The 25,777-nt window shown below is 40.4% G+C and carries 21 protein-coding genes; 12 read left to right on the top strand and 9 right to left on the bottom strand.

Going from position 1 to position 25,777, the window contains the following annotated elements; all coding sequences use genetic code 11:
* Positions 1–66 precede the first annotated feature (66 nt).
* Positions 67–735 carry a bifunctional 4-hydroxy-2-oxoglutarate aldolase/2-dehydro-3-deoxy-phosphogluconate aldolase gene (locus tag U735_RS0117150; protein ID WP_031445004.1) on the bottom strand — a complete coding sequence of 223 codons (669 nt, stop codon included), beginning with the start codon at positions 733–735 and terminating at the stop codon, positions 67–69.
* A 14-nt stretch (positions 736–749) separates the two neighbouring features.
* A complete protein-coding gene (locus U735_RS0117145; protein ID WP_031445003.1) occupies positions 750–1,772 on the bottom strand; it encodes a sugar kinase in 1,023 nt (340 codons plus the stop codon).
* Between the two features lie 274 nt (positions 1,773–2,046).
* Between U735_RS0117145 and U735_RS0117140 the strand changes: the two genes are divergently transcribed.
* From U735_RS0117140 to U735_RS0117105, 8 genes are all read left to right on the top strand, one after another.
* Complete coding sequence (locus tag U735_RS0117140) at positions 2,047–2,778, top strand: carboxylesterase family protein (RefSeq protein ID WP_031445002.1); 732 nt, start codon at positions 2,047–2,049, stop codon at positions 2,776–2,778.
* 145 nt (positions 2,779–2,923) lie between these two features.
* Positions 2,924–4,978, top strand: a complete 2,055-nt coding sequence (locus U735_RS0117135; protein WP_031445001.1) for a thioredoxin domain-containing protein — start codon at positions 2,924–2,926, stop codon at positions 4,976–4,978.
* 226 nt (positions 4,979–5,204) lie between these two features.
* Positions 5,205–6,923, top strand: a complete 1,719-nt coding sequence (locus tag U735_RS0117130) for a GMC family oxidoreductase (RefSeq protein ID WP_031445000.1) — start codon at positions 5,205–5,207, stop codon at positions 6,921–6,923.
* Positions 6,924–6,927: 4 nt separating this feature from the next.
* A complete protein-coding gene (locus tag U735_RS0117125; RefSeq protein WP_031444999.1) occupies positions 6,928–7,635 on the top strand; it encodes a gluconate 2-dehydrogenase subunit 3 family protein in 708 nt (235 codons plus the stop codon).
* Between the two features lie 43 nt (positions 7,636–7,678).
* A complete protein-coding gene (locus tag U735_RS0117120) occupies positions 7,679–8,509 on the top strand; it encodes a sugar phosphate isomerase/epimerase family protein (RefSeq protein ID WP_031444998.1) in 831 nt (276 codons plus the stop codon).
* A gap of 318 nt (positions 8,510–8,827) precedes the next feature.
* Complete coding sequence (locus tag U735_RS0117115) at positions 8,828–10,549, top strand: GMC family oxidoreductase (protein WP_031444997.1); 1,722 nt, start codon at positions 8,828–8,830, stop codon at positions 10,547–10,549.
* 3 nt (positions 10,550–10,552) lie between these two features.
* A complete protein-coding gene (locus U735_RS0117110; protein WP_031444996.1) occupies positions 10,553–11,272 on the top strand; it encodes a gluconate 2-dehydrogenase subunit 3 family protein in 720 nt (239 codons plus the stop codon).
* 161 nt (positions 11,273–11,433) lie between these two features.
* On the top strand, positions 11,434–12,180 hold the full coding sequence (locus tag U735_RS0117105; RefSeq protein ID WP_083260521.1) for a M15 family metallopeptidase: 747 nt from the start codon (positions 11,434–11,436) through the stop codon (positions 12,178–12,180).
* Positions 12,181–12,524: 344 nt separating this feature from the next.
* On the opposite strand, the gene U735_RS0117100 is transcribed toward U735_RS0117105, so the two are convergent.
* The 6 genes from U735_RS0117100 to tsaD all read right to left on the bottom strand — a co-directional run bounded on the left by U735_RS0117100 (position 12,525) and on the right by tsaD (position 17,833).
* Complete coding sequence (locus U735_RS0117100) at positions 12,525–13,703, bottom strand: THUMP-like domain-containing protein (protein WP_031444994.1); 1,179 nt, start codon at positions 13,701–13,703, stop codon at positions 12,525–12,527.
* A gap of 7 nt (positions 13,704–13,710) precedes the next feature.
* Complete coding sequence (locus U735_RS0117095; RefSeq protein WP_031444993.1) at positions 13,711–14,799, bottom strand: AI-2E family transporter; 1,089 nt, start codon at positions 14,797–14,799, stop codon at positions 13,711–13,713.
* Between the two features lie 3 nt (positions 14,800–14,802).
* Positions 14,803–15,453 (bottom strand): DUF4159 domain-containing protein, encoded by a 651-nt coding sequence (locus U735_RS0117090; protein WP_031444992.1) that lies wholly within the window; start codon positions 15,451–15,453, stop codon positions 14,803–14,805.
* A 145-nt stretch (positions 15,454–15,598) separates the two neighbouring features.
* On the bottom strand, positions 15,599–16,303 hold the full coding sequence (locus U735_RS0117085) for a 16S rRNA (uracil(1498)-N(3))-methyltransferase (RefSeq protein ID WP_031444991.1): 705 nt from the start codon (positions 16,301–16,303) through the stop codon (positions 15,599–15,601).
* 16 nt (positions 16,304–16,319) lie between these two features.
* On the bottom strand, positions 16,320–16,667 hold the full coding sequence (locus U735_RS0117080; protein WP_031444990.1) for a TfoX/Sxy family protein: 348 nt from the start codon (positions 16,665–16,667) through the stop codon (positions 16,320–16,322).
* A 140-nt stretch (positions 16,668–16,807) separates the two neighbouring features.
* Positions 16,808–17,833 (bottom strand): tRNA (adenosine(37)-N6)-threonylcarbamoyltransferase complex transferase subunit TsaD, encoded by a 1,026-nt coding sequence (tsaD, locus tag U735_RS0117075; protein ID WP_031444989.1) that lies wholly within the window; start codon positions 17,831–17,833, stop codon positions 16,808–16,810.
* A gap of 87 nt (positions 17,834–17,920) precedes the next feature.
* Between tsaD and U735_RS0117070 the strand changes: the two genes are divergently transcribed.
* The 4 genes from U735_RS0117070 (at position 17,921) to U735_RS0117055 (ending at position 25,389) form a co-directional block, all read left to right on the top strand.
* Positions 17,921–22,246 carry a translocation/assembly module TamB domain-containing protein gene (locus tag U735_RS0117070; RefSeq protein WP_316933022.1) on the top strand — a complete coding sequence of 1,442 codons (4,326 nt, stop codon included), beginning with the start codon at positions 17,921–17,923 and terminating at the stop codon, positions 22,244–22,246.
* A gap of 195 nt (positions 22,247–22,441) precedes the next feature.
* Complete coding sequence (pfkA, locus tag U735_RS0117065) at positions 22,442–23,428, top strand: 6-phosphofructokinase (protein WP_031444987.1); 987 nt, start codon at positions 22,442–22,444, stop codon at positions 23,426–23,428.
* Between the two features lie 23 nt (positions 23,429–23,451).
* A complete protein-coding gene (gene gap, locus U735_RS0117060; protein WP_031444986.1) occupies positions 23,452–24,453 on the top strand; it encodes a type I glyceraldehyde-3-phosphate dehydrogenase in 1,002 nt (333 codons plus the stop codon).
* Between the two features lie 84 nt (positions 24,454–24,537).
* Positions 24,538–25,389, top strand: a complete 852-nt coding sequence (locus U735_RS0117055) for an N-acetylglucosamine kinase (protein WP_031444985.1) — start codon at positions 24,538–24,540, stop codon at positions 25,387–25,389.
* On the opposite strand, the gene U735_RS0117050 is transcribed toward U735_RS0117055, so the two are convergent.
* Positions 25,382–25,762 carry a RidA family protein gene (locus U735_RS0117050; RefSeq protein ID WP_031444984.1) on the bottom strand — a complete coding sequence of 127 codons (381 nt, stop codon included), beginning with the start codon at positions 25,760–25,762 and terminating at the stop codon, positions 25,382–25,384. The two genes, U735_RS0117055 and U735_RS0117050, sit on opposite strands and share 8 nt — an antisense overlap.
* Positions 25,763–25,777: the final 15 nt, after the last annotated feature.

Genomic DNA, 25,777 nt, shown 5'->3' with positions numbered 1-25,777 from the left:
TCATGAATATCAGAGGTTTTACGTTTATTATAACAATAATAGCTGGGCAATTAATGGGTCTTATTGCTAGCTCCGAATTCTTTTGATTAGGGCCAATGTTTCCCTTACCGATTGTTCCAGGCCACTGTAATCCCTGTTTTCCACTACCGTTTTGCTAATTAGGTTAGAACCCATGCCTACACAGGTAACCCCTGCATTGAACCATCCTTTTAAATTGGATTCCTCCAAGGTTACCCCGCCTGTTGGCATAACACTGGTCCATGGTTGTGGTCCTTTAATAGCTTTTACAAAGTCTGGTCCGTAATTGGCACCAGGGAATAATTTTATAATTTCGCAGCCCAATTCTTCAGCCCTGTTTATTTCTGTTAGGGAGCCACATCCCGGACTCCATAATACTTTTCTTCTATTACAGACCACGGCAATATCTTCGCGCAAGGAAGGGGTTACAATGAAATTGGCACCCATTTGCATATAAAGGGAGGCTGCTGCTGCATCGGTTACCGATCCTACACCTACCGCCATTTCTGGCAATTCTTTAATGACGAATTTATTTAGTTCGGCAAACACTTCATGGGCGAAATCCCCACGTGCCGTAAATTCAATTAATCGCGCACCACCATTGTAGCATGCTTTTAATATTTTCTTTCCCAAATCCACATCCGGATGATAGAACAAGGGTACAAGTCCCGTTTCTTTCATTAATGCGGCTACTTCAATTCTTGAAAATTGTGACATAAGTTTTATTTGTTTTACCTGCTTACTTTTCCAGAGGAATTCCCCCCTGCCAATTGCTCAATCTCTTCAAGGGTGGCCAAGTTGAAATCACCTGTAATAGTGTGCTTGATACAGCAGGCAGCCGCGGCAAAATCTATTGTTTTTTGATTATCTATTTTGTCTTGTAAAAGCCCGTATATCAAGCCTCCCATAAAGGCATCGCCACTCCCTACCCGGTCGACCACAGGGGTTACCTCCCTTATTTTTGCATAGTGTATTTTTTTTCCGTCATATAGGATTCCGCCTATTTTTTGATGCGAAGCATTTACGGAATAACGCAAAGTTGTGGCCACATAACTTAGGTCCGGAGAGCCTTTGTAAAGCAGGTCGTACAGTTCCGGCAAGGAGTCCATATCTTGATAGTCAGGATCTTGCGGTTCCTGTCCTGTCATAAAAAAGGCCGTATCCAGATCCCCTAAAATAACATTGCTGTACTTTAAGAGTTCAGGCATAATATCTTTTGGCTCTTTCCCGTATTTCCATAATTTGGAACGATAATTCAAATCCGATGAAATAGTAATTCCCATTTTATGGGCAGCCTTCACCGCCTCTAGGCAAACGGCCGCCGCCTTACTGGAAATTGCCGGGGTAACCCCGCTCCAGTGAAACCAATTGGCATCCTTGAATACTGCTTTCCAATCTATAGTGTTTGTCTCTATTTCCGCAATGGCACTGTTGGCCCTATCATAGACCACCTTGCTTCCCCGGGTACCGGCGCCTGTTTCCAAAAAATAAATGCCAAGACGGTCTCCACCAAACTGTATATTGGTGGTGGCCACGTTGTGTTTTCTAATTTCTTGAAGGGCACATTCCCCTATGTCGTTTTTTGGCAAACGGGTAACGAATTCAGCATCAAACCCATAATTGGCTAGGGATACCGCTACGTTAAACTCTCCGCCTCCATAGGTAGCGTTAAAATTGGTGGCCTGCGAAAACCGAAGGTGTCTTTCGGTAGACAGTCTTAAAAGGATCTCACCGAAAGTGATGACTTTCTTCATACTAAATTTTTTGTTTGCTGGATAAATGTACCAAAGTAAAACGAAAACCCGAAAAGAAAATACATTTAGACATTTATAACTATTATTCTATTTTTTGTTTAAGGAATAATCCTGAATGTTAAATAAAAGTATAAACAGCGGGTAAGTTAAATAAAAATGCATCAATTTGCGGATTTTCAACCAATTTGGAATACTGATTGATATCTATGATATTTTCGGGATATGGCCTTCAACAAAGATAGGGATTCCCAAATCAAACAATATAAATGAACCAATGAAAACTATAGTTTTAATTTTTTGCTGCCTCTTTATTTTTGAAGGCTGCGCCTCCCAAGCCTCTCCCGAACTGATCAATTCCAAAATGGAGGTTGTTACCTCCGAAACCTTAAGGTATTACCTATATTACCCAGGGAATTATGAGGTAGATCCGGAGGAAAAGTTTCCCTTGTTGCTTTTTTTACATGGCGGAGGAGAATCCGGGGGGGATTTAAAATCTGTTAAGCGAAACGGCCCCCCAAAACTAATTTCCGGTGGCAAGAAATTTCCTTTTCTAATCTTGGCCCCACAGAATCCCCAAGAAAAAATGTGGTGGAACACTAGGGCAGTAAATCAACTCCTGGATAGTATCATTGCCACCAATAAGGTGGACGAAAATAAAATATACCTTACCGGCCTTAGTAGGGGTGGGGGTGCAGCCTGGGAAATGGCGGTCCAATATCCGGATAAATTTGCCGCCTTGGCCGTAGTTTGCGGAATGACCCCTGTGCCGTATGCTTCTTGGATAAATAAAAATATGCCGATCCGTGTTTATCATGGTGATCAGGATAAGTCGATTCCCATATCGGAATCCATTGAAATGGTTGCTAAATTAAAGGAAATGGGATACAATGTGGATTTTACGATTTACAAGGGTGTAGGTCATAATGCATGGGACAGGGCATATGAAAACAAGGAGCTATATGAATGGTTTATGTTGCAAAAAAAGCAGGCTGCAGTCGAAAATTAACAGTTTTATGGGCGTAGAACTTTATTTTATTCTACTATAATTGAAATGATTTGTTGTATTTTTCAAAACTGAACAATATTTGCAGTTTATGACCCGAAATATGTGCCTTAGGCTTTCTTTTTGTAATCTATTTTTTCTGTTGACAATGATCTTATTTTCCTGTTCCGATATAAAAGGTCAGAAAAACGACCATAAATACACGAATGACCTTATTCATGAAACTAGTCCATATTTGTTACAACATGCCCACAATCCTGTAAATTGGAGACCATGGAGTCCAACTGCTTTGGAAGATGCTAAAAAGGAGGATAAGTTGGTATTGGTAAGTGTTGGTTATTCATCCTGTCATTGGTGCCATGTAATGGAAGAAGAGACCTTTGAGGATGAGGAAGTGGCCAAATTGATGAATGAGAACTTCATAAGTATAAAAGTGGATAGGGAGGAAAGACCAGATGTGGATCATGTGTATATGACTGCCTTACAGCTTATTAATGGTAATGGAGGCTGGCCTTTGAACGTGATTACCCTGCCCAATGGAAAACCCATTTATGGGGGTACTTACCACACTAAGGAACAATGGAGCAAAGTTTTGGCCGAAGTAAGCAAACTTTATAAGAACGATCCCAAAAAAGCCAATGAGTATGCCGATATGGTGGCCCAAGGCATACAGGAAGTAAATATAATACAGCCGGTTTCGGATTTGGGAATGTTGACCCCGGAGGTTTTAAAAAACAGCGTTGAAAAATGGAAGGAAAACTGGGACTTAAAATGGGGAGGAAATATAGGGTCACAGAAATTTATGATTCCCGTTAATCTTGACTTTCTGTTGGATTATGCAGTTTTAACAGAGGATAAGGATGCTATGGATTTTGTTAAAACCACTTTGGACAGAATAGCTTGGGGAGGCGTATACGATCATATAGCCGGCGGATTTTATAGGTATAGTACCGATGCGCAATGGAAGGTGCCGCATTTTGAGAAAATGCTATATGACAATGCGCAATTATTGAGTCTTTACTCCAAGGCCTATAAGTTGTTTAAAGAGCCTATGTACAAAAAGGTAGTGGAAGGGACTATTGCTTTTTTGGATAGGGAAATGAAAAATCCGGATGGCGGTTATTATGCGGCCATTGATGCCGATAGTGAAGGCGAGGAAGGTAAATTTTACGTTTGGAAAGAAGAGGAATTAAAGTCGGTTTTAGGATCCGATTATGACTTATTTGCCAAATACTATAATATTAAGCGTTCCAATATTTGGGAAAATGATTCCTATGTTCTTTTTAGGAACTCAGGGGATGAGGATTTCATGAAGGAAAATGATATTACGGCAGAAGATTGGGACGGTGTGCAGGCAAGGTGGCAAAGCAAAATTTTGACCGCGAGGAATAAAAGAATTAGGCCAAATACCGATGATAAGATCATTACCTCATGGAACGCCTTGTTGATCAACGGTTTTGTGGATGCTTATAATGTTTTTAACGAATCTGCTTATTTGGAAAAAGCCGAGGACGTCTTTCGTTTTATTGAAAAAAATAGTCTGAATAAAGATCAGTTGATACATACCTATAAAAAGGGAAGTAAAAAGAGCGATGGTTTTCTGGAGGATTATTCCTTTTTGGCCAATGCCTCCTTAAAATTGTACAGTACAACAATGTCCAATTCCTATTTGGACTTTGCCAAAGAAATGAATCAAATGGCCAAGGACAAATTTGCGGATGAAAATTCGGGGATGTACAGTTTTAACTCCGATGACGAATTAATTGCCCAGATAATTAAAACCGATGATGGGGTATTGCCTTCGCCCAATGCGGTTATGGCAGAAAATCTGTTTCTTTTGGGACATATAGATTATGATAAGGAAGCTACCTTAAAGGCAAGGTCCATGCTTTCCTCTATGATTTCGGTATTGGAAGAAAACGCCTATAATTACTCCAAATGGAATTCCCTACTGTTGAAAACGGCATATCCTTTTTATGAAATTGCGGTTGTGGGCAATGATGCCAAGCCATTGTTAGCTGAATTACAACAACAAAATTTGCCCAACACCTTGATTGTGGGTAGTAATAAAGATAGTGAAATGCCATTGTTTAAAGGGCGTTACTCGGATGATGGGACCTATATTTATGTCTGTCAGGATCATACCTGTAAGCTTCCGGTAGCTACGGCCAAGGAAGCTTTGGAGCAATTGAAGAATTTTTAATTTAAAGGTATGCACTCCTTTAAAATAGGGAAGTACTTAAAGTAACAGTCCAGGAAATTAATATTGACTTCATGTTTTTTCCATTAATGACTTTGCAAATCATTATTTTATCAATTATCCGTGGTTTTGTGTCAAATTACATGAATTTTAAGGTTGTTCGGATAAAAAATTTTAATTTAATATCGATTTAAACTTATATTGAGCGTCAAAATTAATTCTTTATAGTATGCAGATAAAAGAAACATCAACTATTTATGATGTCATCATAGTTGGGTCTGGTGCCGGTGGTGGTATGGCCACAAAAGTGTTGTCCGAAGCGGGGCTAAAAGTGGCCGTAGTGGAAGCGGGGCCGTTTTTTGATCCTAAAAATCCAGAACAGATTACACAGTTGAAATGGCCGTATGAATCTCCACGTAGGGGAGCAAGTACCACTAGGGCATTTGGGGAATATGATGCTGCATATGGCGGTTGGGAAATTGAAGGGGAACCTTATACCCAAAAAAACGGATCAAGATTTAATTGGTTTAGGTCTCGTATGCTAGGGGGTAGAACAAATCACTGGGGACGTATCTCCTTGCGTTTCAGTGAGCGCGATTTTAAGCACAAGGATATTGATGGTCTTGGGGAAAACTGGCCAATTGGTTATGAGGATGTAAAGCCGTATTATGATAAGGTAGACAAGTTAATAGGTGTTTTTGGGTCAAAAGAAGGTTTGGAAAACGAACCGGACGGGTTTTTCCTTCCTGCGCCGAAGCCGAGATTGCATGAACTGTATTATATAGATGGAGCCAGAAAGTCCAATATTCCGGTAATTCCTTCAAGGATGTCCATGGTAACGAAAAAGATAAACAACGACCGTGGGGTATGTTTTTATTGCGGACAATGTGGAAGGTCTTGTCAGATATATGCGGATTTTTCGGCAGGAAGTTGTTTGATATTCCCTGCGCAAAAGAACGGAGGTCAAATAGATCTTTTTGTGAACGCTATGGTACGCGAGGTAACTACCAATGATGAAGGTAAGGCCACAGGGGTACTTTATGTCAACAAAGAGGATCGCAAGGAATATGGATTAAAGGGAAAAATTGTAGTACTGGCCGCATCGGCCTGTAGTACCGCAAGAATCCTGTTGAATTCCAAAAGTAAACAACATCCGGCCGGACTGGGAAACAGTAGCGGTGTGGTAGGGAAGTACCTTCACGATTCCACAGGTGGTGGAATGACCGGATTTGTCCCTGAACTGATGAACAGAAAAACATACAACGAAGATGGTGTTGGAGGGATGCATGTCTATACCCCTTGGTGGTTGGACAATAAGAAGCTCGATTTCGCCAGAGGTTATCATATAGAAATTTGGGGTGGAATGGGGATGCCAAGCTACGGCTTCGGATTTAACCCAAATGCCATGAACGAGTTCTTTGGAGAAAAAGTTGGTGGCTATGGCAATGTCCTTAGGGAGGATGTAAAAAAATATTACGGAGCAATGATCGGTTTTGCAGGTCGTGGCGAATCTATAGCCATGGAAAGTAACTATTGCGAAATTGATCCAGGGAAGGTAGATGAATTTGGTATTCCAGTATTGCGCTTTAACTACCAGTGGTCCGATCACGAACGTCTACAGGCCAAGCATATGCAAGAAACCTTCGCGGAAATAATCCACAATATGGGGGGACAGGTCATCGGGAAGCCGGCCGGAAAAGACAAGGATTATGGTTTGCTTAACCCTGGAGAAATAATCCATGAGGTGGGTACCACAAGGATGGGGGACAATCCTAGAACTTCTGTGGTCAATAAATGGGAACAAATGCACGATGTGGATAATGTTTTTATTGTTGATGCAGGACCCTTCGTTTCCCAAGCGGATAAGAACCCTACATGGACGATCTTGGCCTTGGCATGGAGAACGTCAGATTATATAGTTGAGCAATTGAAAAAACAAAATATCTAGTATTATGGATAGAAGAAAAAGTATAAAGTCCATTATTCTTGGTGGTGTAGCAGGCGGATTGGCCATAAATGGATGTAAGCCGGGAACAGAAGGCGAGGCCGGAGCGGCAGAGGCCTTGGTACAGGAAGAAAAACATTTTGGGAGAACCCCGGAAGAAAAAGAATTGCTGAAAAAACTTTACGCAGAACAGTTTTTTAATGAACATGAAATGGCCACTTTGGGTGTTTTATGTGCTTTAATTTTACCTGCCAACGGAACCTATGGCAGTGCTACCGATGCCGGAGTGCCCGATTTTATTGAATTCATGGCCAAGGATATCCCCGCTTATCAAACCCCGTTGCAAGGGGGGCTAATGTGGTTGGACCACAAAAGTAATAAGGATTATGGAGTGGAATTTAAAACCGCTACCGAGGCACAGCAAAAGGAGATTTTGGATGCCATTGCCTTTCCGGACAAGGAAAATCCAACATATGAGCAACAATTCTTTTCCCTGATTCGCAATTTAACCGTAACAGGATATTATACCTCCAAGGAAGGTATTGAGGATTTAGGGTATAAAGGTAATTCCCCCAACGTTTGGGACGGAGTGCCGGAAGATGTGTTGGCCAAGCATGGGAAATCCTATGATCCCGAATGGCTTGCCAAATGTGTGGACCAAAGTAAGCGCAATGATATGGCGGAATGGGATGATGAAGGTAATTTGCTAACCTAGAGAGTGTTAAGTTGTTTAAAGAATATAAGTAATTCTACACACTATGAAAAAACTACAACTTCTATGGCTATTTTTAATAGCAATAGTTTTTTTCGGAACTACAAATGTTTTGGCCCAAGAGGTGGGATTACAATTGTACAGCCTTAGAAATCAGTTTAAGGAAGATATTCCCAGTACCTTAAAATTGATAAACGACTGGGGTATTACCGTTCTGGAAGGAGGGGATAGCTACGGGATGCCAGAGGAAGAGTTTAAGGGGCTGCTTGCCAAAAATAACTTAAAGGTGGTCAGTGTTGGTGCTGGATTCAACGATTTGGCAAATGCGCCGGAGGAGGTTGTTAAAAAGGCCAAAAGTTATGGAGCTACCTATGTGATGTGCGCCTGGATCCCTCACGATGGCAACAATTTTGATATTTCGGATACCCAAAAGGCCGTTGAGGTATTTAACAGGGCTGGAAAGATTTTAAGGGATAATGGAATAAAGTTGGCATATCATGCCCATGGATTTGAATTTAGGCCCTATAAGGACGGGACCCTATTTGATTATATGGCGCAGAATGCCAAATATTTCGATTTTGAAATGGATGTTTACTGGGTGCATCACGGAGGTGAGGATCCCCTAAAATTGCTTAAAAAGTATCCTTCCAAATTCATTTTATTGCATTTAAAGGATATGGAAAAAGGTACTAAAAAAGATAATACCGGCCATGCCGATGTAGAAACTAATGTGGTTTTGGGAACCGGGGAAGTAGATATCGCCGGTGTTGTTGCCGAAGCTAAGAAGTTGGGCATCAAGTACATGTTCTTAGAGGACGAATGTTCCAGGGTGGTGGAACAGGTACCCAAGAGTTTAAGGTATTTGGAAGGTTTGTAATATTATCGATTCCATTTATTGAAATTGACTTAAAAAGCCTCTTCACGGAGGCCTTTTTGTTTATTGGCTGTTGGGAAGCAGCTTGCTGGGAAAAAGAACCAATAGTCATATTTTTTTTCTGCCATGCAGTGCTATAAAAAGGAATTGGGCTGTAATCCTAAATGATAATTACAAGGATTTGCCCCTTCTAATGATATATTATCAATTATTGATGGTTTTATGTCAAAATACATGAATTTTGAGGTTGTTTGAATAAAAAATTCTAATTTAATTTCGTTTTAAATCTATATTGAAGTTCATAATTAATTCATTCCAAAAATGCAGATAAAAGAATCCTCAGAAATTTATGATGTAATAATTGTTGGTTCGGGTGCAGGTGGCGGTATGGCCACAAAGCAGTTGGCAGATGCCGGCCTCAATGTTGCGGTGGTCGAGGCTGGGCCATTTTTTGACCCGGCAGACCCGAAAACCATGAATCAGTTAAAATGGAATTACGAATCGCCTAGAAGGGGAAGGGGTACCACCCGGGCATTTGGGGAATTTGATGCTGCATATGGCGGTTGGGAGATAGAAGGGGAACCTTATACCCGTGAGCCTGGTACCGAATTCGATTGGTTCCGATCACATATGTTGGGGGGGCGTACCAACCACTGGGGGAGGATTTCCCTGCGTTTTGGACCAAAGGATTTTAAGGGGAAGTCCAGGGACGGTCATGGTGAGGATTGGCCTATAGGTTATGAGGATGTAAAACCGTATTACGACAAGGTAGATAAATTGATCGGGGTGTTTGGTACCAATGAAGGACTGGAAAATGATCCAGATGGTTTTTTCCTTCCTCCGCCAAAACCAAGATTACATGAAATTTTCTATATAAATGGAGCCAAAAAGGCGGGAATACCTACTATTCCAGGTAGACTTTCCATGCTTACCAAAAGAATTAATGCGGAGCGTGGTGTGTGTTTTTACTGCGGACAATGTTCCCGTTCCTGTTCCGTCTATGCCGATTTCTCATCAGGAAGTTGTTTAATATTCCCTGCCCAAAAAAGCGGGGGGCGTATCAAATTATTCGTCAATTGTGTGGTAAGGGAAGTGACTACCGACGAAGAAGGCAAGGCAACAGGGGTATCGTATATTAGTAAGGATGATAGAAAAGAGTATAAATTAAGAGGCAAGGTTGTGGTTTTGGCGGCTTCCGCCTGTAGTTCTGCCCGTATTCTTTTAAATTCGAAAAGTAAACAACATCCTAACGGATTGGGCAATAGCAGTGATCTGGTTGGTAAATATTTGCACGATTCTACCGGTGCCAGTAGAGCTGCTTTTGTTCCGGCCTTGATGAACAGAAAAGTATCCTATAATGAAGACGGAGTGGGCAGTAACCATGTGTATTCTCCTTGGTGGGGGGATAACTCCAAGTTGGATTTTCCAAGAGGCTACCATATCGAAGTAGGCGGTGGTATGAAGATGCCTGGCTATGGTTTTAGTTTTAACCCCAATGAATTCAATAAGTTCTTCGGGCTCAAAGTAGGGGGCTATGGAGATAGCTTACGGGACGATGTTAAAAAATATTACGGATCCGTACTAGGTATTGCCGGTAGGGGCGAAGGCATTGCCCGTAAGGAGAATTATTGTGAGATAGACCCTACCACAGTGGATCAATTTGGTATTCCGGTATTGAAGTTTAATTACAAATGGTCCGAGTTTGAGAAAAATCAGGCCAAGCATATGCAGGATACCTTTGAAGAGATTTTCCACAATATAGGGGCAGAGCCTTTAGGGGAAAAGCCGGGCAAGGATCGCGATTACGGGCTTGAAGCTCCCGGGCGTATAATCCACGAAGTAGGAACCACCAGAATGGGCAATGATCCCAAAACATCGGTCACTAATAAATTCAATCAATTGCACGATGTACAGAATGTATTTATAGTGGATGCGGGACCTTTTACCTCCCAGGCGGATAAGAACTGTACCTGGACCATTTTGGCATTATCTTGGCGCGCCAGTGATTATATTATTGAACAATTAAAACAGCAAAATATCTAGACCATGGATAGAAGAAAGAGTATACAGACAATAATTTTAGGTGCGGGCGCATCTGCCTTGGCCTTTCATGGCTGTAAGACAGATGGAACCGATACAGCAAAGGAAGCCGTAGCAGCGGCCGAAAACACCCATTATTTTGGTCGTACCCCAGAGGAGTTGGAACTTATTGAAAAATTAAATGCGGAACAGCTCTTTACCGAACATGAGATGGAAACCATAGCAGTATTGAGCACGATAATACTTCCTCCCAGGGAACCTAATGGTGGGCCTATTGAGGCAGAGGTCCCGGAATTTATAGAGTTTATGGGCAAGGACATCCCTGAACTGCAACTGACCCTTAAAGGGGGGCTTATGTGGTTGGACCATAAGAGCAATGCCGATTTTGGAACCGAATTTAAATTGGCCACCTTGGATCAGCAAAAGCAGATATTGGATACCATTTGCTATCATGATATAGATAAACCATTGGACGTGCAACCGCTCGAAATACAGTTCTTCTATTTGATGCGCGGATTAACGGTTTGTGGCTATTATTCCTCAAAAGTGGGAGTTGCCGAACTGGGCTATAAGGGAAATACGCCCAACGTATGGGATGGAGTTCCGGAGGATGTGTTAGAACAGCACGGGGTAGCCTATGATCCAGAATGGGTAGCCAAATGTATCGATCATAGTACAAGAAACGAGATAGCTACTTGGGATGAAAAGGGCAATCTTTTAACTTAGGCCTCCTAAAAATTGATAATAATAGGGAAGGATCATTAATTGTTTTTGGTACCTATTAGATTTATAAAAAGCCCCAGTTTCGGGGCTTTTTTTGTTTATTTGTTATGGCGGAGCTGATAAATAGAGGGGGATGATTGGAATAAAAATTGGCAATATAATATATGGATAGGAAGCATGTGGTTTTTAAGGGAATGGTACTTTTGGCATTGACCCTTTCTTTTGGTTGTAAGGAAGTTGTGGTGAACAAGAATCCAAAGGAAGATGTGGAAAAGTCGGTTGAGGTGAAGGATTCCGTAAAAATGCGGAAAGTGATGAAAGAGGAAGTTCCCAAAACCAATCTTAAATCCCTGGACGGTCTTGCGGACACTTTGTTTGTAAGGTTGGCCGATTATAGCGAGGATTTTGTGTACGACCTGCGCTATGCCACAGAAAATAATTTTTTAAAGGCCAAGGTCTACGATTGTGCGGAATGTTACACTAGGGTTAAAACGGCCCGGGCACTGCTTTTGGCCAACAAGGAATTTATGGACAAAGGATTTAAAATAAAGTTCTTTGACTGTTATCGCCCAAACGACGTACAATATAAAATGTGGGCCATAGTCCCCAATCCGCAGTACGTTGCCGACCCTGTTAAGGGATCTATACATAATAAAGGCGGTGCTGTTGATATTACTTTGACCACCTTGGATGGGGAAGAATTGGATATGGGGACCGATTTTGATTTTTTTGGAAAAAGGGCTTACCATGACAATTTGGATCTACCTAGGAATGTCCTGGATAATAGGTTGTTGTTAAAGGAAACCATGGAAAAATATGGATTTTGGTCCATAAGAACGGAGTGGTGGCATTACAATTTGGGTACTGCCTCCAATGACAAGGTGGCCAATTTTAAATGGGATTGCGATTAACGGCGTGTCAGGGATTATTATTACAGTAGTCTAAAATCCAATACCTTCCGACTCCTCGGCTCCTGGTCGAGAATCCACCTTCCCCTAGAAAGGAGAAGCCAAAAGTGGTAGAAAGCGCAAACCTTGGCTCGGAAAAATAAGATTTCTTGGACACCCAAGCACTCCATCTCTTAACTGTTAGACTTTGTATTAATGTTATTGCGATTCGTTATTTAAGTAATAGTGATAGGCCTTGATACGACTGATCCAGTCACTTTAATAGGAGTTGCTTTTTTGTAACGTCCCGAATTGTATCGGGGAGTGAAGTCACCTAGTTTTGTTTAGTGCAGCACGTTCCCACTCGCTTAAATTTTGTGGCATTCAACCACAATTTTTTCACCCTTCGGGTTGGTGGTAAAAAACAGATAGACCTCCCCACCATCCTTAATCTTAAATTTCTTCCTTATTTCCGCCACACTTATCGGAAAATTCCGAATGGTAATATTTGCTTTTTTTAATTCCAGTCTTTGTAATTCTTTTTTATTGAAGGGAATGGTCTTGATAACTTTAAACCTCCTGCCAGGAAAATCCAATAATTGATTTTGGGTGTATAAATGCGAGTGATCATGTAACTTATACATATTGAATTTATCCCCTACGGTCTTAAAGGCCCCCGACTTTAGAATGGCCGAATTGGGCTCGTATAAATATTCAAGGGGGTCCGAGTAATTGGAGTGCGCTATTTTTTCATCATCAAGTGAAAAGTTGAACTTTTCCATTTCTGATCCGCCAAGGTTTGCCGTTTTTACCAAAACTTCATTATCATAGCCCTGTTCCAATATCCATAGGATTTCCTTTACTTCATTTTTAACCGCAACAATGTGTATTTCCTTTACGAAGTGCAACTCCCGAAGGCCGGCCGATAGGTCCAGCAGAGGGGAGGTTTTTATCATTATTTTCTTCGCCTTGGACAAAATAGCATCTAGATTATCCGGTACGTTCGGAATACAATCCGACAATAAAAAAACCTTCCCTTTGGCATCATTTCTACGGGAAGGATCTATAAATACCCAGTCAAACTCAACTTTCGAATTTTTTAAAAAATCTATGCCATCCATGGCATGGGTAAAAATATTGGTCCTGCCCAAAACCTTAAAGTTGTGTGCCGCTATTTGGGATAGTTCCATGTTCATTTCACAATGATGTACCTGTCCTATATTGAGGCTGAAAAAATAACTGTCTACCCCAAAGCCGCCGGTCATGTCCAATAGTGCTGTTCCACTTATTATCCCGGCTTTATATTGGGCGGTTGTTTCGGAGGAAGTCTGTTCAATATTTAATTTGTTGGGGTAGTAGATATTCTCAGTGCCAAACCAGGTGGGAAGCTTATCCAAGCATCTGTTCTTGGCTTCAATTTGTTCTGCAATTTCCTTGTTGCTAACACCTTCAAGGTTCAAGGGTTTTAACAAAATAGTTATAAGTTCCGTCCTTAAATTTTTGTTTATAAAGTATTGAATTTCAGATGTTAGTATATTTTTGTTCAAGGTGGGGTTATAAATTTTTGGTAAGGGATTTCACAATTTTATTCTCATTAAAAAATTCCTTTAAGATCACTTTTATCGCCGTATAGCCAGGTACCGCTATAATCATTCCTGTTACTCCTAGGAGCAAACCTCCAATAATGATGATCAGGAAAATTTCCAAAGGGTGCGATTTTACGCTGTTCGAAAAGATAAAAGGCTGGGAGAAAAAGTTGTCTACCAATTGGCCAATGATGAAACCGATCATTACATAGCCGGTTTTTGGTAAAATTACACTGCTAAAATCGGCTCCCACGTTACTGGTCATGGTTAAAACCGCCATTAATATGCCTCCAATAATAGGGCCTATGTAGGGAATAAGGTTTAAAAGGGCACAGAGAAAGGCGATTACTATAGCGTTTTCGATTCCAAAAATGAAAAGGACAATAGAGTAAATGACAAACAGGATCAAGATTTGGAGCACCAGGCCAACAAAATACCGGGAAAGCAAATTTTTGATGGTTTCCATGGAATGTTGAAATTTATTTTCCTTATTATCAGGGATTAGGGTGAGTATGGATGCTTCAAAAAGCTTACTGTCCTTTAAAAAGAAGAAGGCTATAAAAAGTACGGAAAATAGTCCTACGCTAAAACTTCCCAATATGCCGATTATTGAGTTTAGGAAATCTGGAAGAATTCCAAAGTTAAGGTTGGAAAACAACTGGGAATCTTTAATACTTTGCTCCAAGTCTTCGGATTTAACCCCAATATATTGCAGGAGCTGGCGATACAAGTCCTCCAAATTGGTCTGTAAGGCATCTATGTTAAGAAGGGATAGGTTCTGTCCCTGTTGAATAAGCAAGGGTACAAATAGGGCAATTACCCCGGCAACGACCCCTACAAGGAAAATCATAGTTATTATAACAGCCACCGTATTGTTGAATTTTAATTTCTGACGAAAAAATAAAACAATGGGCCGTCCAATCAAGCTCGCAACTGCAGCTATTGCTATGTATATAAGTACGGCACTATTTTTATATAGGAAAGCCAATAGTATTACAATGGCTACAATAACTCCAAGAGCCCTTAAAATACCTTCTGCTATTGTCTTTGATGTCATATTTTAACTTTTAAAAACGTAGGAGATAATATTGGCCCCCATTTGTAAAGCCTTTAATCGGACCTCTTGGGGGTCGTTATGCACTTCAGGGTCTTCCCAACCGTCCCCAAGGTCGCTTTCAAATGTAAAAAGAAGTATTAGGCGGTTTTGCTCGAAAATGCCAAACGCCTGTGGACGTTTGCCGTCATGTTCATGTATCTTGGGCAATCCTTTTGGAAATTGGAATTGTTGCCGAAAAATGGGGTGATCTGCTCCTAATTCTATGAGTTCCTTGTCCGGAAATACTTTGGCGAGTTCTTTGCGCAGATAGGGTTCCATTCCATAATTGTCATCTATGTGTAAAAATCCGCCGGCCAGTAAATAAGTTCTTAGGTTTTCTGCTTCCTCCCCTGAAAAAAATATGTTTCCATGCCCGGTCATATGTATAAATGGATATTGAAAGATATTGGGGCTACCTACCTCCACTGTTTGCGGCTTGGGATCTATGGTAGTCCTAAGTTGTTGGTTGCAGAATTTTATTAGGTTAGGAAGTCCTGTAGGATTGGCGTACCAATCACCTCCGCCACCATATTTTAAAATGGCGATTTCCTGCGCGTATGAACTATCGGTCATATAAAAATTGAATATCAATAATATTATAACTAGCTGCTTCATATGCACTCGGACTATTACGATATTCAAATTTAAGAATATTAACCAGTTAAAAAACTAAAAGGGCCATGTATAACATTCCATGGTTTGGCAAAGAATATTAATTCTTAATAAAACTATACCTCGCCAAGATATGTCCAGTTGTGCATTACAAGTTAATTAAGGCAATGGTGGTACAGGCCACTATGGCTGCAGTTTCTGTGCGCAACCTTGTGTTTCCCAAAGCAACCGCCCCAAATCCGTTGTCCAAGGCCAATTTTATCTCTTCCGGAGAGAAATCGCCTTCCGGGCCAATTAAGATGGTAGTGTTTTCTTTGGCAGCTGCGCAATGGGACAGTTCCGTTTTTTTATCTTCCTCGCAATGTGCTATGTAAAGTTCCCCACTCTTAGGTTGGGTCATGTATTCTTTAAAGGAAATAGCGGGATTTAATTGTGGCAAATGGGATTGTAGGGATTGTTTCATGGCAGCTTGGATAACTTTCTCCATTCTGTCCATTTTAATGACCTTTCTTTCGGAATGGTCACAAATAATGGGGGTAATCTGATGAACCCCAATTTCCGTTGCCTTCTCCAAAAACCACTCAAAGCGGTCGTTAAGTTTTGTTGGGGCCACAACCATATGGAGTTGATACGGTTTTGGCGGTACCTGGGTTCGGGAAACTACTTTTGCCTTACATTTTTTATGGTCGGGAACAAGAATCTCAGCTTCAAACCAAAGCCCTTTGCCGTTGGTGATCTGCAAAATATCGCCCGCATTTTTCCTCAGTACTTTGGAAATATGCCGACTTTCATCGGGAGGAAAAATAAATTGGTCCGTATTGTTTTCTAATTCGGGATGGTAGAAAAGTTGCATGCTCTAGTTGTGAAGATTATAATTTATTCAGTTTTTGTTTGGCGTGTTCCAGTCCTAATTCAATGTAATTTAATAATTGTTCCTCGGTATCAATTCCCTCCTGGGACACATAGACGAACTCTTTCATGGGACGGTTTGTGAAATCCATAGGCCTTACGTGTTCAGAACTCAGAATCCTATCCATTTTACTGGAGATGACCCTTACCATAAGATTGTCCTTTATAATGCCTACGGTCATTTTGCCACAATATAAAAAGGCAATTCCACCAAACATTTTCTTTTCGGTAATATTCGATCGCACAGCTTGGGGCTGCAATTCAAAACTGGCTCTTATTCGTTGCGCAAATTGTTCGTTGTATGCCATAATATTTTATGGTTTCAAGATACATATTCAAAAAAATCATTTGTCCTAGTCAAGGACTATCAAGCAATGGAGCAATATTCAGTAAACCTTAAACCTTGAACCTTGGACCTTGGACCTTGAACCTTGAACCTTTCACCTTGTTATTCAATCACGTATCTCGCCTTGGCGGTAATACTTTGGTCTACAAAGTCCATTTCTTTGTATTTCAAATATCCTACAATGCCAATCATGGCGGCATTATCCGTACAATATTCAAATTTTGGGATATAGGTGGTCCATCCCCATTTTTCCTCGGCCTTTTTAAGGGCCTGTCTAATGCCCGAATTCGCAGACACTCCACCGCCAATGGCTATTTGTGTTATACCAGTCTGCTTCACGGCCTTCTTTATTTTATCCATTAGAATATTGATGATGGTATATTGGATGGAAGCACAGATATCGTTTAAATTTTCAGCGATAAAATTTGGATTATTTTTTGTTTCCCGCTGTATAAAATACAGAATACTGGTCTTTAGACCGCTAAAACTGAAGTTTAATCCATCTACCTTGGGCTTGGGAAATGGAAAAGCCTTGGGGTTTCCCAACTGGGCATATTTGTCAACCAGGGGGCCACCTGGATATGGAAGTCCCAATATTTTTGCACTCTTGTCATAGGCTTCCCCTACCGCGTCATCCAAGGACTCGCCTAAAATTTCCATGTCAAAGTAATCCTTTACCAATACTACTTGCGTATGTCCTCCACTAATGGTCATTGCCAAAAAGGGGAAGGAAGGCATTTTGTAATTTTCTTCCTCAATAAAGTGCGATAAAATATGGGCCTGCATATGGTTTACCTCAATTAAAGGAATACCCAATCCCAAGGAAAGGGATTTGGCAAAAGAGGTTCCTACCAATAAAGATCCCATTAGTCCTGGTCCGCGTGTAAAAGCTATGGCGGATAACTGTTTTTTATCGATATTTGCTTTGGCTAATGCTTGGTGCACCACAGGTACAATATTTTGTTGGTGTGCCCGTGAGGCGAGTTCGGGAACAACCCCGCCGTATTCCTCATGTATTTTTTGCGTGGCCACAATATTGCTAAGTGTCCTATTGCCGCACAATACTGCGGCAGAAGTGTCATCGCACGAGGATTCAATGGCTAAAATATAAATAGTTTTATTATCCACTTTGTTTGGAATAAAATTTGAATGTACAAAGGTAAAACATAAAGCCCTATCAAAAAATTAAGAAAAATTCTGGTCAGAGTATTTTTGGTGCTCGTTCTTATTTGCGTTTTGGGCAGTGTTATACTTTCCTTGCCATTTGTCCAGACCCGTTTTGCCAAGTATGCCACAACAGAGATCAATAAGGAATTTGGCACCAATATTAATATTGATCGTTTAAGGATTTCCCTAATTTCCTGGGATACTTCACTCAAAGGCGTTTATATTGAGGATTACAAACAGGACACCCTGTTCTATATAGATAATTTAAGTACCTCCATCCTTAACGTTAGGAATTTGGTGAACGGTAAATTGGAGTTTGGCGATATAGCCATAGAGCGACTCAATTTTAAACTTAGAACCTATCAGGATGACAAGAGCACCAATCTTGAGGTGTTTATTGATAAGTTGGACGATAAAAAACCCCGTGCCCCGGGGACTCCGCCATTTTATTTTTCTTCCTCCGACGTAGAAATAAGCGATAGTAAATTTAAGCTCATAGACGAAAATAGGGAGACAACAGAAATGTTGAATTTTGTAGATCTTAATATTTCCGCTTCGGATTTTACCATTGTTGGTCCGGATGTGGCGGCCAATATTCAAAAGATGTCCTTTAATAGTAAAAGGGGAGTGGTCGTGAATGAAATGGCCACAGAATTCAAGTATACCAAACAGCAGATGCGTTTTGACTCCCTCAGCATCAAGACCCCTCAATCCAATTTATTGGGCAAGGTGATATTCAATTACGAACGGGAGGATTTTAAGGACTTTTTGAACAAGGTAAAAATTGATGCCGAATTCGTAGAATCTACCGTAGCCTTAAATGAGGTGAACTTGCTCTATAATGAATTTGGAAGTGATATCATTGTCTCATTCTCTACTATGGTTGATGGGGTGCTGAACGATTTGAATACGAACGACCTTTTTTTAACAACGGATAATACGGGAATCCGTGGGGATTTTAATTTCAAGAACCTATTTACAAAGGATGTAGGTTTTGTGCTGGAAGCGAATATGAGGAATGTTACTTCCAGTTACTACGAGCTTAGGGCCTTGCTTCCCAATATTTTGGATGTGTTGCCGTCTTCAATTCAGAAACTGGGCCAGTTTACGGTTAGGGGAGACGCCCTTATCACCGAATCTTCAATTAATACCAAAGCCAACATAAATACCCTCATTGGAAGTAGTTATGTGGATCTGGAACTTACAGATATTGATCATATAGATGATGCCTCTTACAAGGGTTTTGTGTCTTTGATCGATTTTGATCTTGGAAATTTAATCGAATCCGACAAGGTGGGTATTACAAATCTGGATTTTAATGTGGAAGGCAAGGGAATGGTTATGGAATATTTAAACACCGAGGTAATAGGGCAGGTGTATTCCATAAATTTTAATGGCTACGACTATAAGGATATCAACGTATCCGGGATTCTTAAAGAGCAGCTTTTTGATGGCTCCCTCTTATGTAGTGATGAAAATATGCAATTTAGTTTTAAGGGCTTGGCCGATTTTGCGGAAAACAGGAATAATTTCAATTTTATTGCCTCGGTAGATTATGCCGACCTTAAAAAGATAAATATTATAAATGATAGTGTATCCATTTTTAAGGGGGATATAAATATGGATATTAGTGGGAATTCCTTGGACAATATTGTCGGGGATATAAAATTTACCAAAACCAATTACCAGAACAAGAACGAAACCTACTACTTTGAGGATTTTAAGGTCTCATCTACCTTTGAAAATGACAGCACCCGCATTATCGATATTAATTCGCCGGATATAATTACGGGATATTTAAAGGGCAATTTTAGAGTCAAGGAATTGGGTAGGTTGCTCCAAAATTCCTTGGGAAGTATTTACACCAATTACAGACCGTTCAATATTTCGGCAAATCAGAGATTGGCCTTCAATTTCAAAATCTACAACAAGATAGTGGACGTGTTTTTCCCAGAGGTAAAGTTTGATCCCAATACCTTTATTAGGGGTAATATTATTGCCGATGAAGGAGATTTTAAACTAACGTTTAAATCGCCCAGTATAGTTGCCTATGGTAATGAATTGGATAGTATAGATGTTAAGATAGACAATAAGAACCCCTTGTTCAATACCTACGTTTCTATTGGGGATCTAGCAACGCCCTACTATGACGTAAAAGATTTTAATCTGATAAACACCACTTTAAAGGATACCCTGTTCTTTAGAACGGAATTTAAAGGGGGTAGCGAGTATAATGACAGTTACAACCTCAATTTCTACCATACCTTCAATAAGGAGAACAAATCTGTTATTGGTCTAAAAACTTCCGATGTTAGTTTTAAAGGAAATAAATGGATACTCAACAAGGATGGCAACAGCAAGAATAAGGTAATCCTAAATAAAACATTGGATAGTATTACTATAGAGGAGGTAGTAATGAACAATAATGAACAGGAGCAAATTAGGTTACGGGGACAACTGGCAGATTCAACCTATAAGGATATCGAACTCCAGTTTAAGATTGTTTCCCTGGGTAAGATTACGCCTGCAATAGATAGTCTTAAGTTGCATGGGGAGGTAAACGGTACCTTGAACGTTTTGCAGAAGGATAATGTTTATTTGCCTTCCTCCAATTTGAATATCAAAAACTTTGGGGTCAATAATATTACCTTGGGAGATTTGGCCATTGGAATAGTAGGCAATAGGGATTTGACCGATTTTGTGGTGAACACTTCCTTGGTGGATAATGGGTTTGAGAAGCTCAGTGTGGTCGGAAATATCTCCAACAGGGAGGAGATTCCCCAGACAAATCTCATAGTTGATTTCAATAAGTTTAATCTGGAACCATTTAGTCCGTTGGGAGAGGGCGTTATTACCAATATCCGTGGCCTGTTACAGGGCAGCGCCATTTTAAAAGGGCCCATAAATAATCCCAATTGGAGCGGTGTACTGTCTTTAAATGAAGCCGGCATTGCTATTCCCTATTTAAATGTGGATTATAGTTTTGCGCCATACTCCAGGGTAAAGTTATCGGACCAGACCTTTCATTTTCAGAAGATCAAACTTACCGATGTGGCCATGAGTACCAAGGCAACCTTGGATGGTACCATAACCCATAGGTTATTTAAGGATTGGAGTTTGGATTTGGATGTAGATACCAATAATGACCGTTTCTTAATACTCAATACTCCGTTTAAGGAGGAGGTATTGTACTATGGCGCTGGGTATTTAAATGGTACGGGAAGAATATTTGGACCCACCACAGCCCTTACGATCAATGTAGACGGGGAAACGGCAAGGGGTACTTCCTTAAAAATCCCGATAAGTGATGTGGTTAGCGTTGGGGATTTTTCATTTATCAATTTTGTGGGAAAGAAAGTAGAGGATACGGAAAAGGGGCAACGGGTTTTAAAGGAGGTTGAGGGTCTTGAGCTGGCCTTTAACCTTGATGTTACCCCTGATGCGGAGGTTGAAATAGTTGTAGATACCAAAACTGGCAGTTCTTTGAGGGGGACAGGTGCGGGAATTTTGTTTATAGAGATCAATACCAACGGTAAATTTAATATGTACGGGGACTTCGTTGTGGTGACGGGGCAGTTTCGCTATAAGTTTGGCGGTATTATAGATAAGACCTTTAAGGTGAAGCCTGGAGGTAATATTACTTGGGAAAGGGAGCCCTTGGCGGCGCAATTAAATATGGAAGCCGTATATTCCTTAAATGCCAATCCCGCCCCACTCTTGGACAATCCTGGATATACAAGACGAATACCCACCGATGTGGTGGTAAGGCTCACAGGAGAGCTGGAAAGTCCGGTTATAGATTGGAGGATAGAATTTCCTGGTACCAACTCCATTGTTAAATCCGAATTGGAATACAGGTTGCAAGATCCTACCATAGCCGAAAAAAATGCCCTTTTTCTATTGGCACAGGGCTCTTTTGTAAATGAACAGACAGGCATAAACCAACAGGCCGTTACGGGGAATCTGCTTCAATCTGCCTCAGGAATACTCAATTCACTATTGGCGGGCGACAATGACAAAGTAAATTTTGGCTTGTCTTATGAACAAGGTATTTTGGATAGAACTACAGATATACAGACAGAGAATAGATTAGGGGTAACCTTGTCTACCCAGATTAGTGACAGGGTTCTACTCAATGGAAGGGTAGGGGTCCCGGTAGGTGGAGTGACGGAAACCGTAGTTGCCGGTGACGTAGAAGTTCAGATTTTGTTGAACGAAGAAGGGACCCTAAGTGCCAAAATATTCAATCGGGAAAATGAAATCCAGCAATTTCTGGCAGATCGTCAGGGATATACCCAAGGTGTTGGACTTTCCTATCAAGTAGACTTCGACAGTTTTAAAGAGCTATTGCGTAAGATTTTAGGGAGGAATTAAGAGTATTTTTTGACCTTTTTGGTTGTTTTGGACAATTTCTAAATAATCACTTTTCCTGAAGAATTGATTATGAATTTAACAATTTCCAAGAAATTATTCAACGAAAACGTTGGAGTGGTCCGTTGACGTCAAATTAAAGCCAAAGTGGGGTAATTATTGGAATAAGTTTGCTAGTTTTGTTTTTTTAAAATTTTTATGGCTTCAGCAATAAAAAAGATTGGTGTTTTTACATCAGGAGGAGACTCACCGGGAATGAATGCTGCTATTAGGGCAGTAGTACGTACATGTGCCTATTTGAAGGTTGAATGCGTTGGTATCTATAGAGGATATGAAGGCATGATGGAAGGTGATTTTAAGGTAATGGATGCCCGTAGTGTGAACAACATTATAAACAAGGGCGGTACAATCCTTAAATCTGCCCGTTGTTTACCATTTAGGACCAAGGAAGGCCGTCAAGTAGCTTACGATCAGTTAAAAAAAGCGGGCATAGATGCATTTGTGGTTATTGGCGGAGATGGTAGCTTTACAGGCGCATTGACCTTTAATAAGGAATTTGATTTTCCAGTAATCGGAATCCCGGGAACTATAGACAACGATATTTTTGGCACTACTTATACCTTAGGATTTGACACGGCCTTGAATACAGCCGTTGAATGTATCGATAAAATTAGGGATACGGCCAGTTCGCACAATAGACTGTTCTTTGTAGAGGTTATGGGTCGTGATGTAGGCCACATCGCCTTAAATGCAGGAGTTGGTGCAGGAGCGGAAGAGATTTTGATTCCTGAGGAAAATTTGGGACTCGAAAGATTGTTGGAATCCTTGAAGCGCAGTAAGCAATCCGGAAAATCATCCAGTATAGTGGTGGTAGCGGAAGGCGATAAAACAGGTAAAAATGTTTTCGAACTAAAAGAATACGTAGAAGAACATCTTCCCATTTATGATGTGCGCGTATCCGTTTTGGGACATATGCAAAGAGGTGGGGCGCCATCTTGTTTCGATCGTGTTTTGGCAAGTAGAATGGGTGTTAAGGCAGTAGAGGCATTGTTGGAAGGGAAAACTAACTTAATGGTGGGAATACAGGATAATACAATTACCCTAACACCGATCAGTAAGGCAATAAAAGGACATACAAAAATTGATAAGGAGCTTATGAGGGTTTCCGATATCATGACAACATAATTTAAACATTAAAAACAATAGAAATGTCAAACTTGAAAATAGGGATTAACGGTTTCGGTAGAATTGGAAGATTGGTCTTCAGAGCTACCGTAGAAAGAGATAATGTAGATGTAGTTGCTATTAACGATTTGCTGGATGTGGAACATCTTGCTTATTTGTTGGAATATGATTCGGTTCATGGAAAATTCAATGGTACCGTTGAAGTAAAGGATGGTAATTTGGTAGTAAACGGTAAAATGGTTAGGATTACTGCTGAAAGGGATCCAAAGAATTTGAAGTGGGATGAGGTTGGCGCCGATATCGTTGCGGAATGTACCGGTATTTTTACTACTTTGGAAACTGCACAATATCATATAGATGGCGGTGCCAAAAAAGTGGTTATTTCAGCTCCTTCCAGCAATGCTCCTATGTTTGTAATGGGTGTTAACCATAAGGAAGTTAAAGCATCCGATACAATTGTTTCAAATGCTTCCTGTACTACCAACTGTTTGGCTCCTTTGGCAAAAGTATTGAACGATAGTTTTGGTATAGAAGAGGCTTTAATGACTACAGTACACGCAACAACAGCTACTCAAATGACTGTTGATGGTCCTTCCAGAAAAGATTGGAGAGGTGGTAGAAGTGCTCTATTGAACATTATTCCAGCTTCAACAGGTGCTGCCAAGGCGGTAACCAAGGTTATTCCATCCTTGTTGGGTAAACTAACAGGTATGGCTTTTAGAGTACCAACTGCCGATGTTTCTGTAGTGGATTTAACGGTACGTTTGGAGAAGGAGACTTCTTATGAGGAGATCAAGAAGGCATTTAAAAAGGCTTCTGAAGGAGAATTGAAAGGAATTTTGGGATATACTGAAGAAGCAGTTGTTTCCCAGGATTTTATTGGTGATGCTAGAACCAGTATTTTTGATGCTGGAGCTGGAATTGAATTGAATTCTAAATTCTTCAAAGTTGTTTCCTGGTATGATAACGAGTCTGGATATTCCAATAAATTGGTAGACTTAGCGCAATACATCCATAAATTATAGTCTTATTGGGTAATAATTAAAAGAATCCTGAGATTAAGCAATATTTTGCTTATTTTCAGGATTCTTTATTAATAATCTTGTTATATGATATTGATTGTAGATAGTGGTGCAACAAAATCCGATTGGATTGCCTTGGATGAGAAGGGCAACCAGTTGTTCATGACCCAAACCTTAGGATTAAGTCCTGAAGTATTGACACGTCCTGTAATTGAAGACCGTTTGGCCAATAATTTTGAACTTTCCAAGAATAGGGAGGAGGTTACCCACTTGTATTTTTATGGTGCCGGTTGTGGTACCGATAGGATGAAAAAATTTTTAACCGAGATTTTTAATGATTTTTTTCCCAATGCGAAGGCGGAGGTTAAGGAAGATACCTATGCGGCCATATTTGCCACTACAAAAATTGGGCAGCACGGAATTGTTTGTATTTTAGGTACGGGCTCCAATTGCAGCTATTATGATGGTGAGAAGTTGCATCAAAAGGTTACCTCTTTGGGATATATTCCTATGGATGATGGTAGTGGTAACTTTTTTGGAAGGAAATTGATAAGGGATTATTATTTTAATAAGATCCCAATGGATTTGGCGACCAAGTTCGCGAAGGAATACAATTTGGATGCCGATGTAATCAAGGAGAATCTGTACAAACAGCCCAATCCAAATACTTATTTGGCCACTTTTGCCAGATTTATTGTGGAAAATAAAAACCACCCTTATTGCAGAGGAGTAATAGATAAGGGATTTCAGCAGTTTGTGAACAACTACATTATGCAGTTTGAATTGGCTACAAAAGTACCTGTTAGTTTTGTAGGCAGTATTGCCTATTACCTTAGGGAAGAACTTGCTACCGTAGTGGAAAGAAATGATCTTATCCTAGGTGTTATAAGACAAAGACCCATAGAAGGTCTGGTTGAATTTCACAAAAGCTCTATTTAATAGCGATCATAGATATTTCAACATTTACAAATTTGGGAAGGTTGGCAACTTCTACAGTTTCCCTGGCTGGAGCGGTATCCGCGTCAAAATAGGCGCCATAGACTTCATTTATTTGTGAAAACTGGTGCATATCCTTTACGAAAATCGATGATTTAACAACATTTTCAAAAGTCATTCCTGCCTCGGTAAGAATGGCTTTTAAGTTTTGCATGGATTGCTCGGTTTCTTTTTTAATATCCCCTGAGACCAAATCCCCATTTTTTGGGTCTATAGGAATTTGACCTGAGATATACAGGGTATTTCCTGCCAGTACTGCTTGATTGTATGGCCCAATCGGGGCAGGCGCGTTTGTGGTGGTAATAATTTTTTTCATTTGTAAATTATAGGT

The organism is Arenibacter algicola, from assembly GCF_000733925.1.
In the GTDB taxonomy this organism is placed as follows: domain Bacteria; phylum Bacteroidota; class Bacteroidia; order Flavobacteriales; family Flavobacteriaceae; genus Arenibacter; species Arenibacter algicola.
The sequence above is the reverse complement of the archived record's forward strand: the minus strand, read 5'-3'. Positions and strand labels throughout refer to the sequence as shown.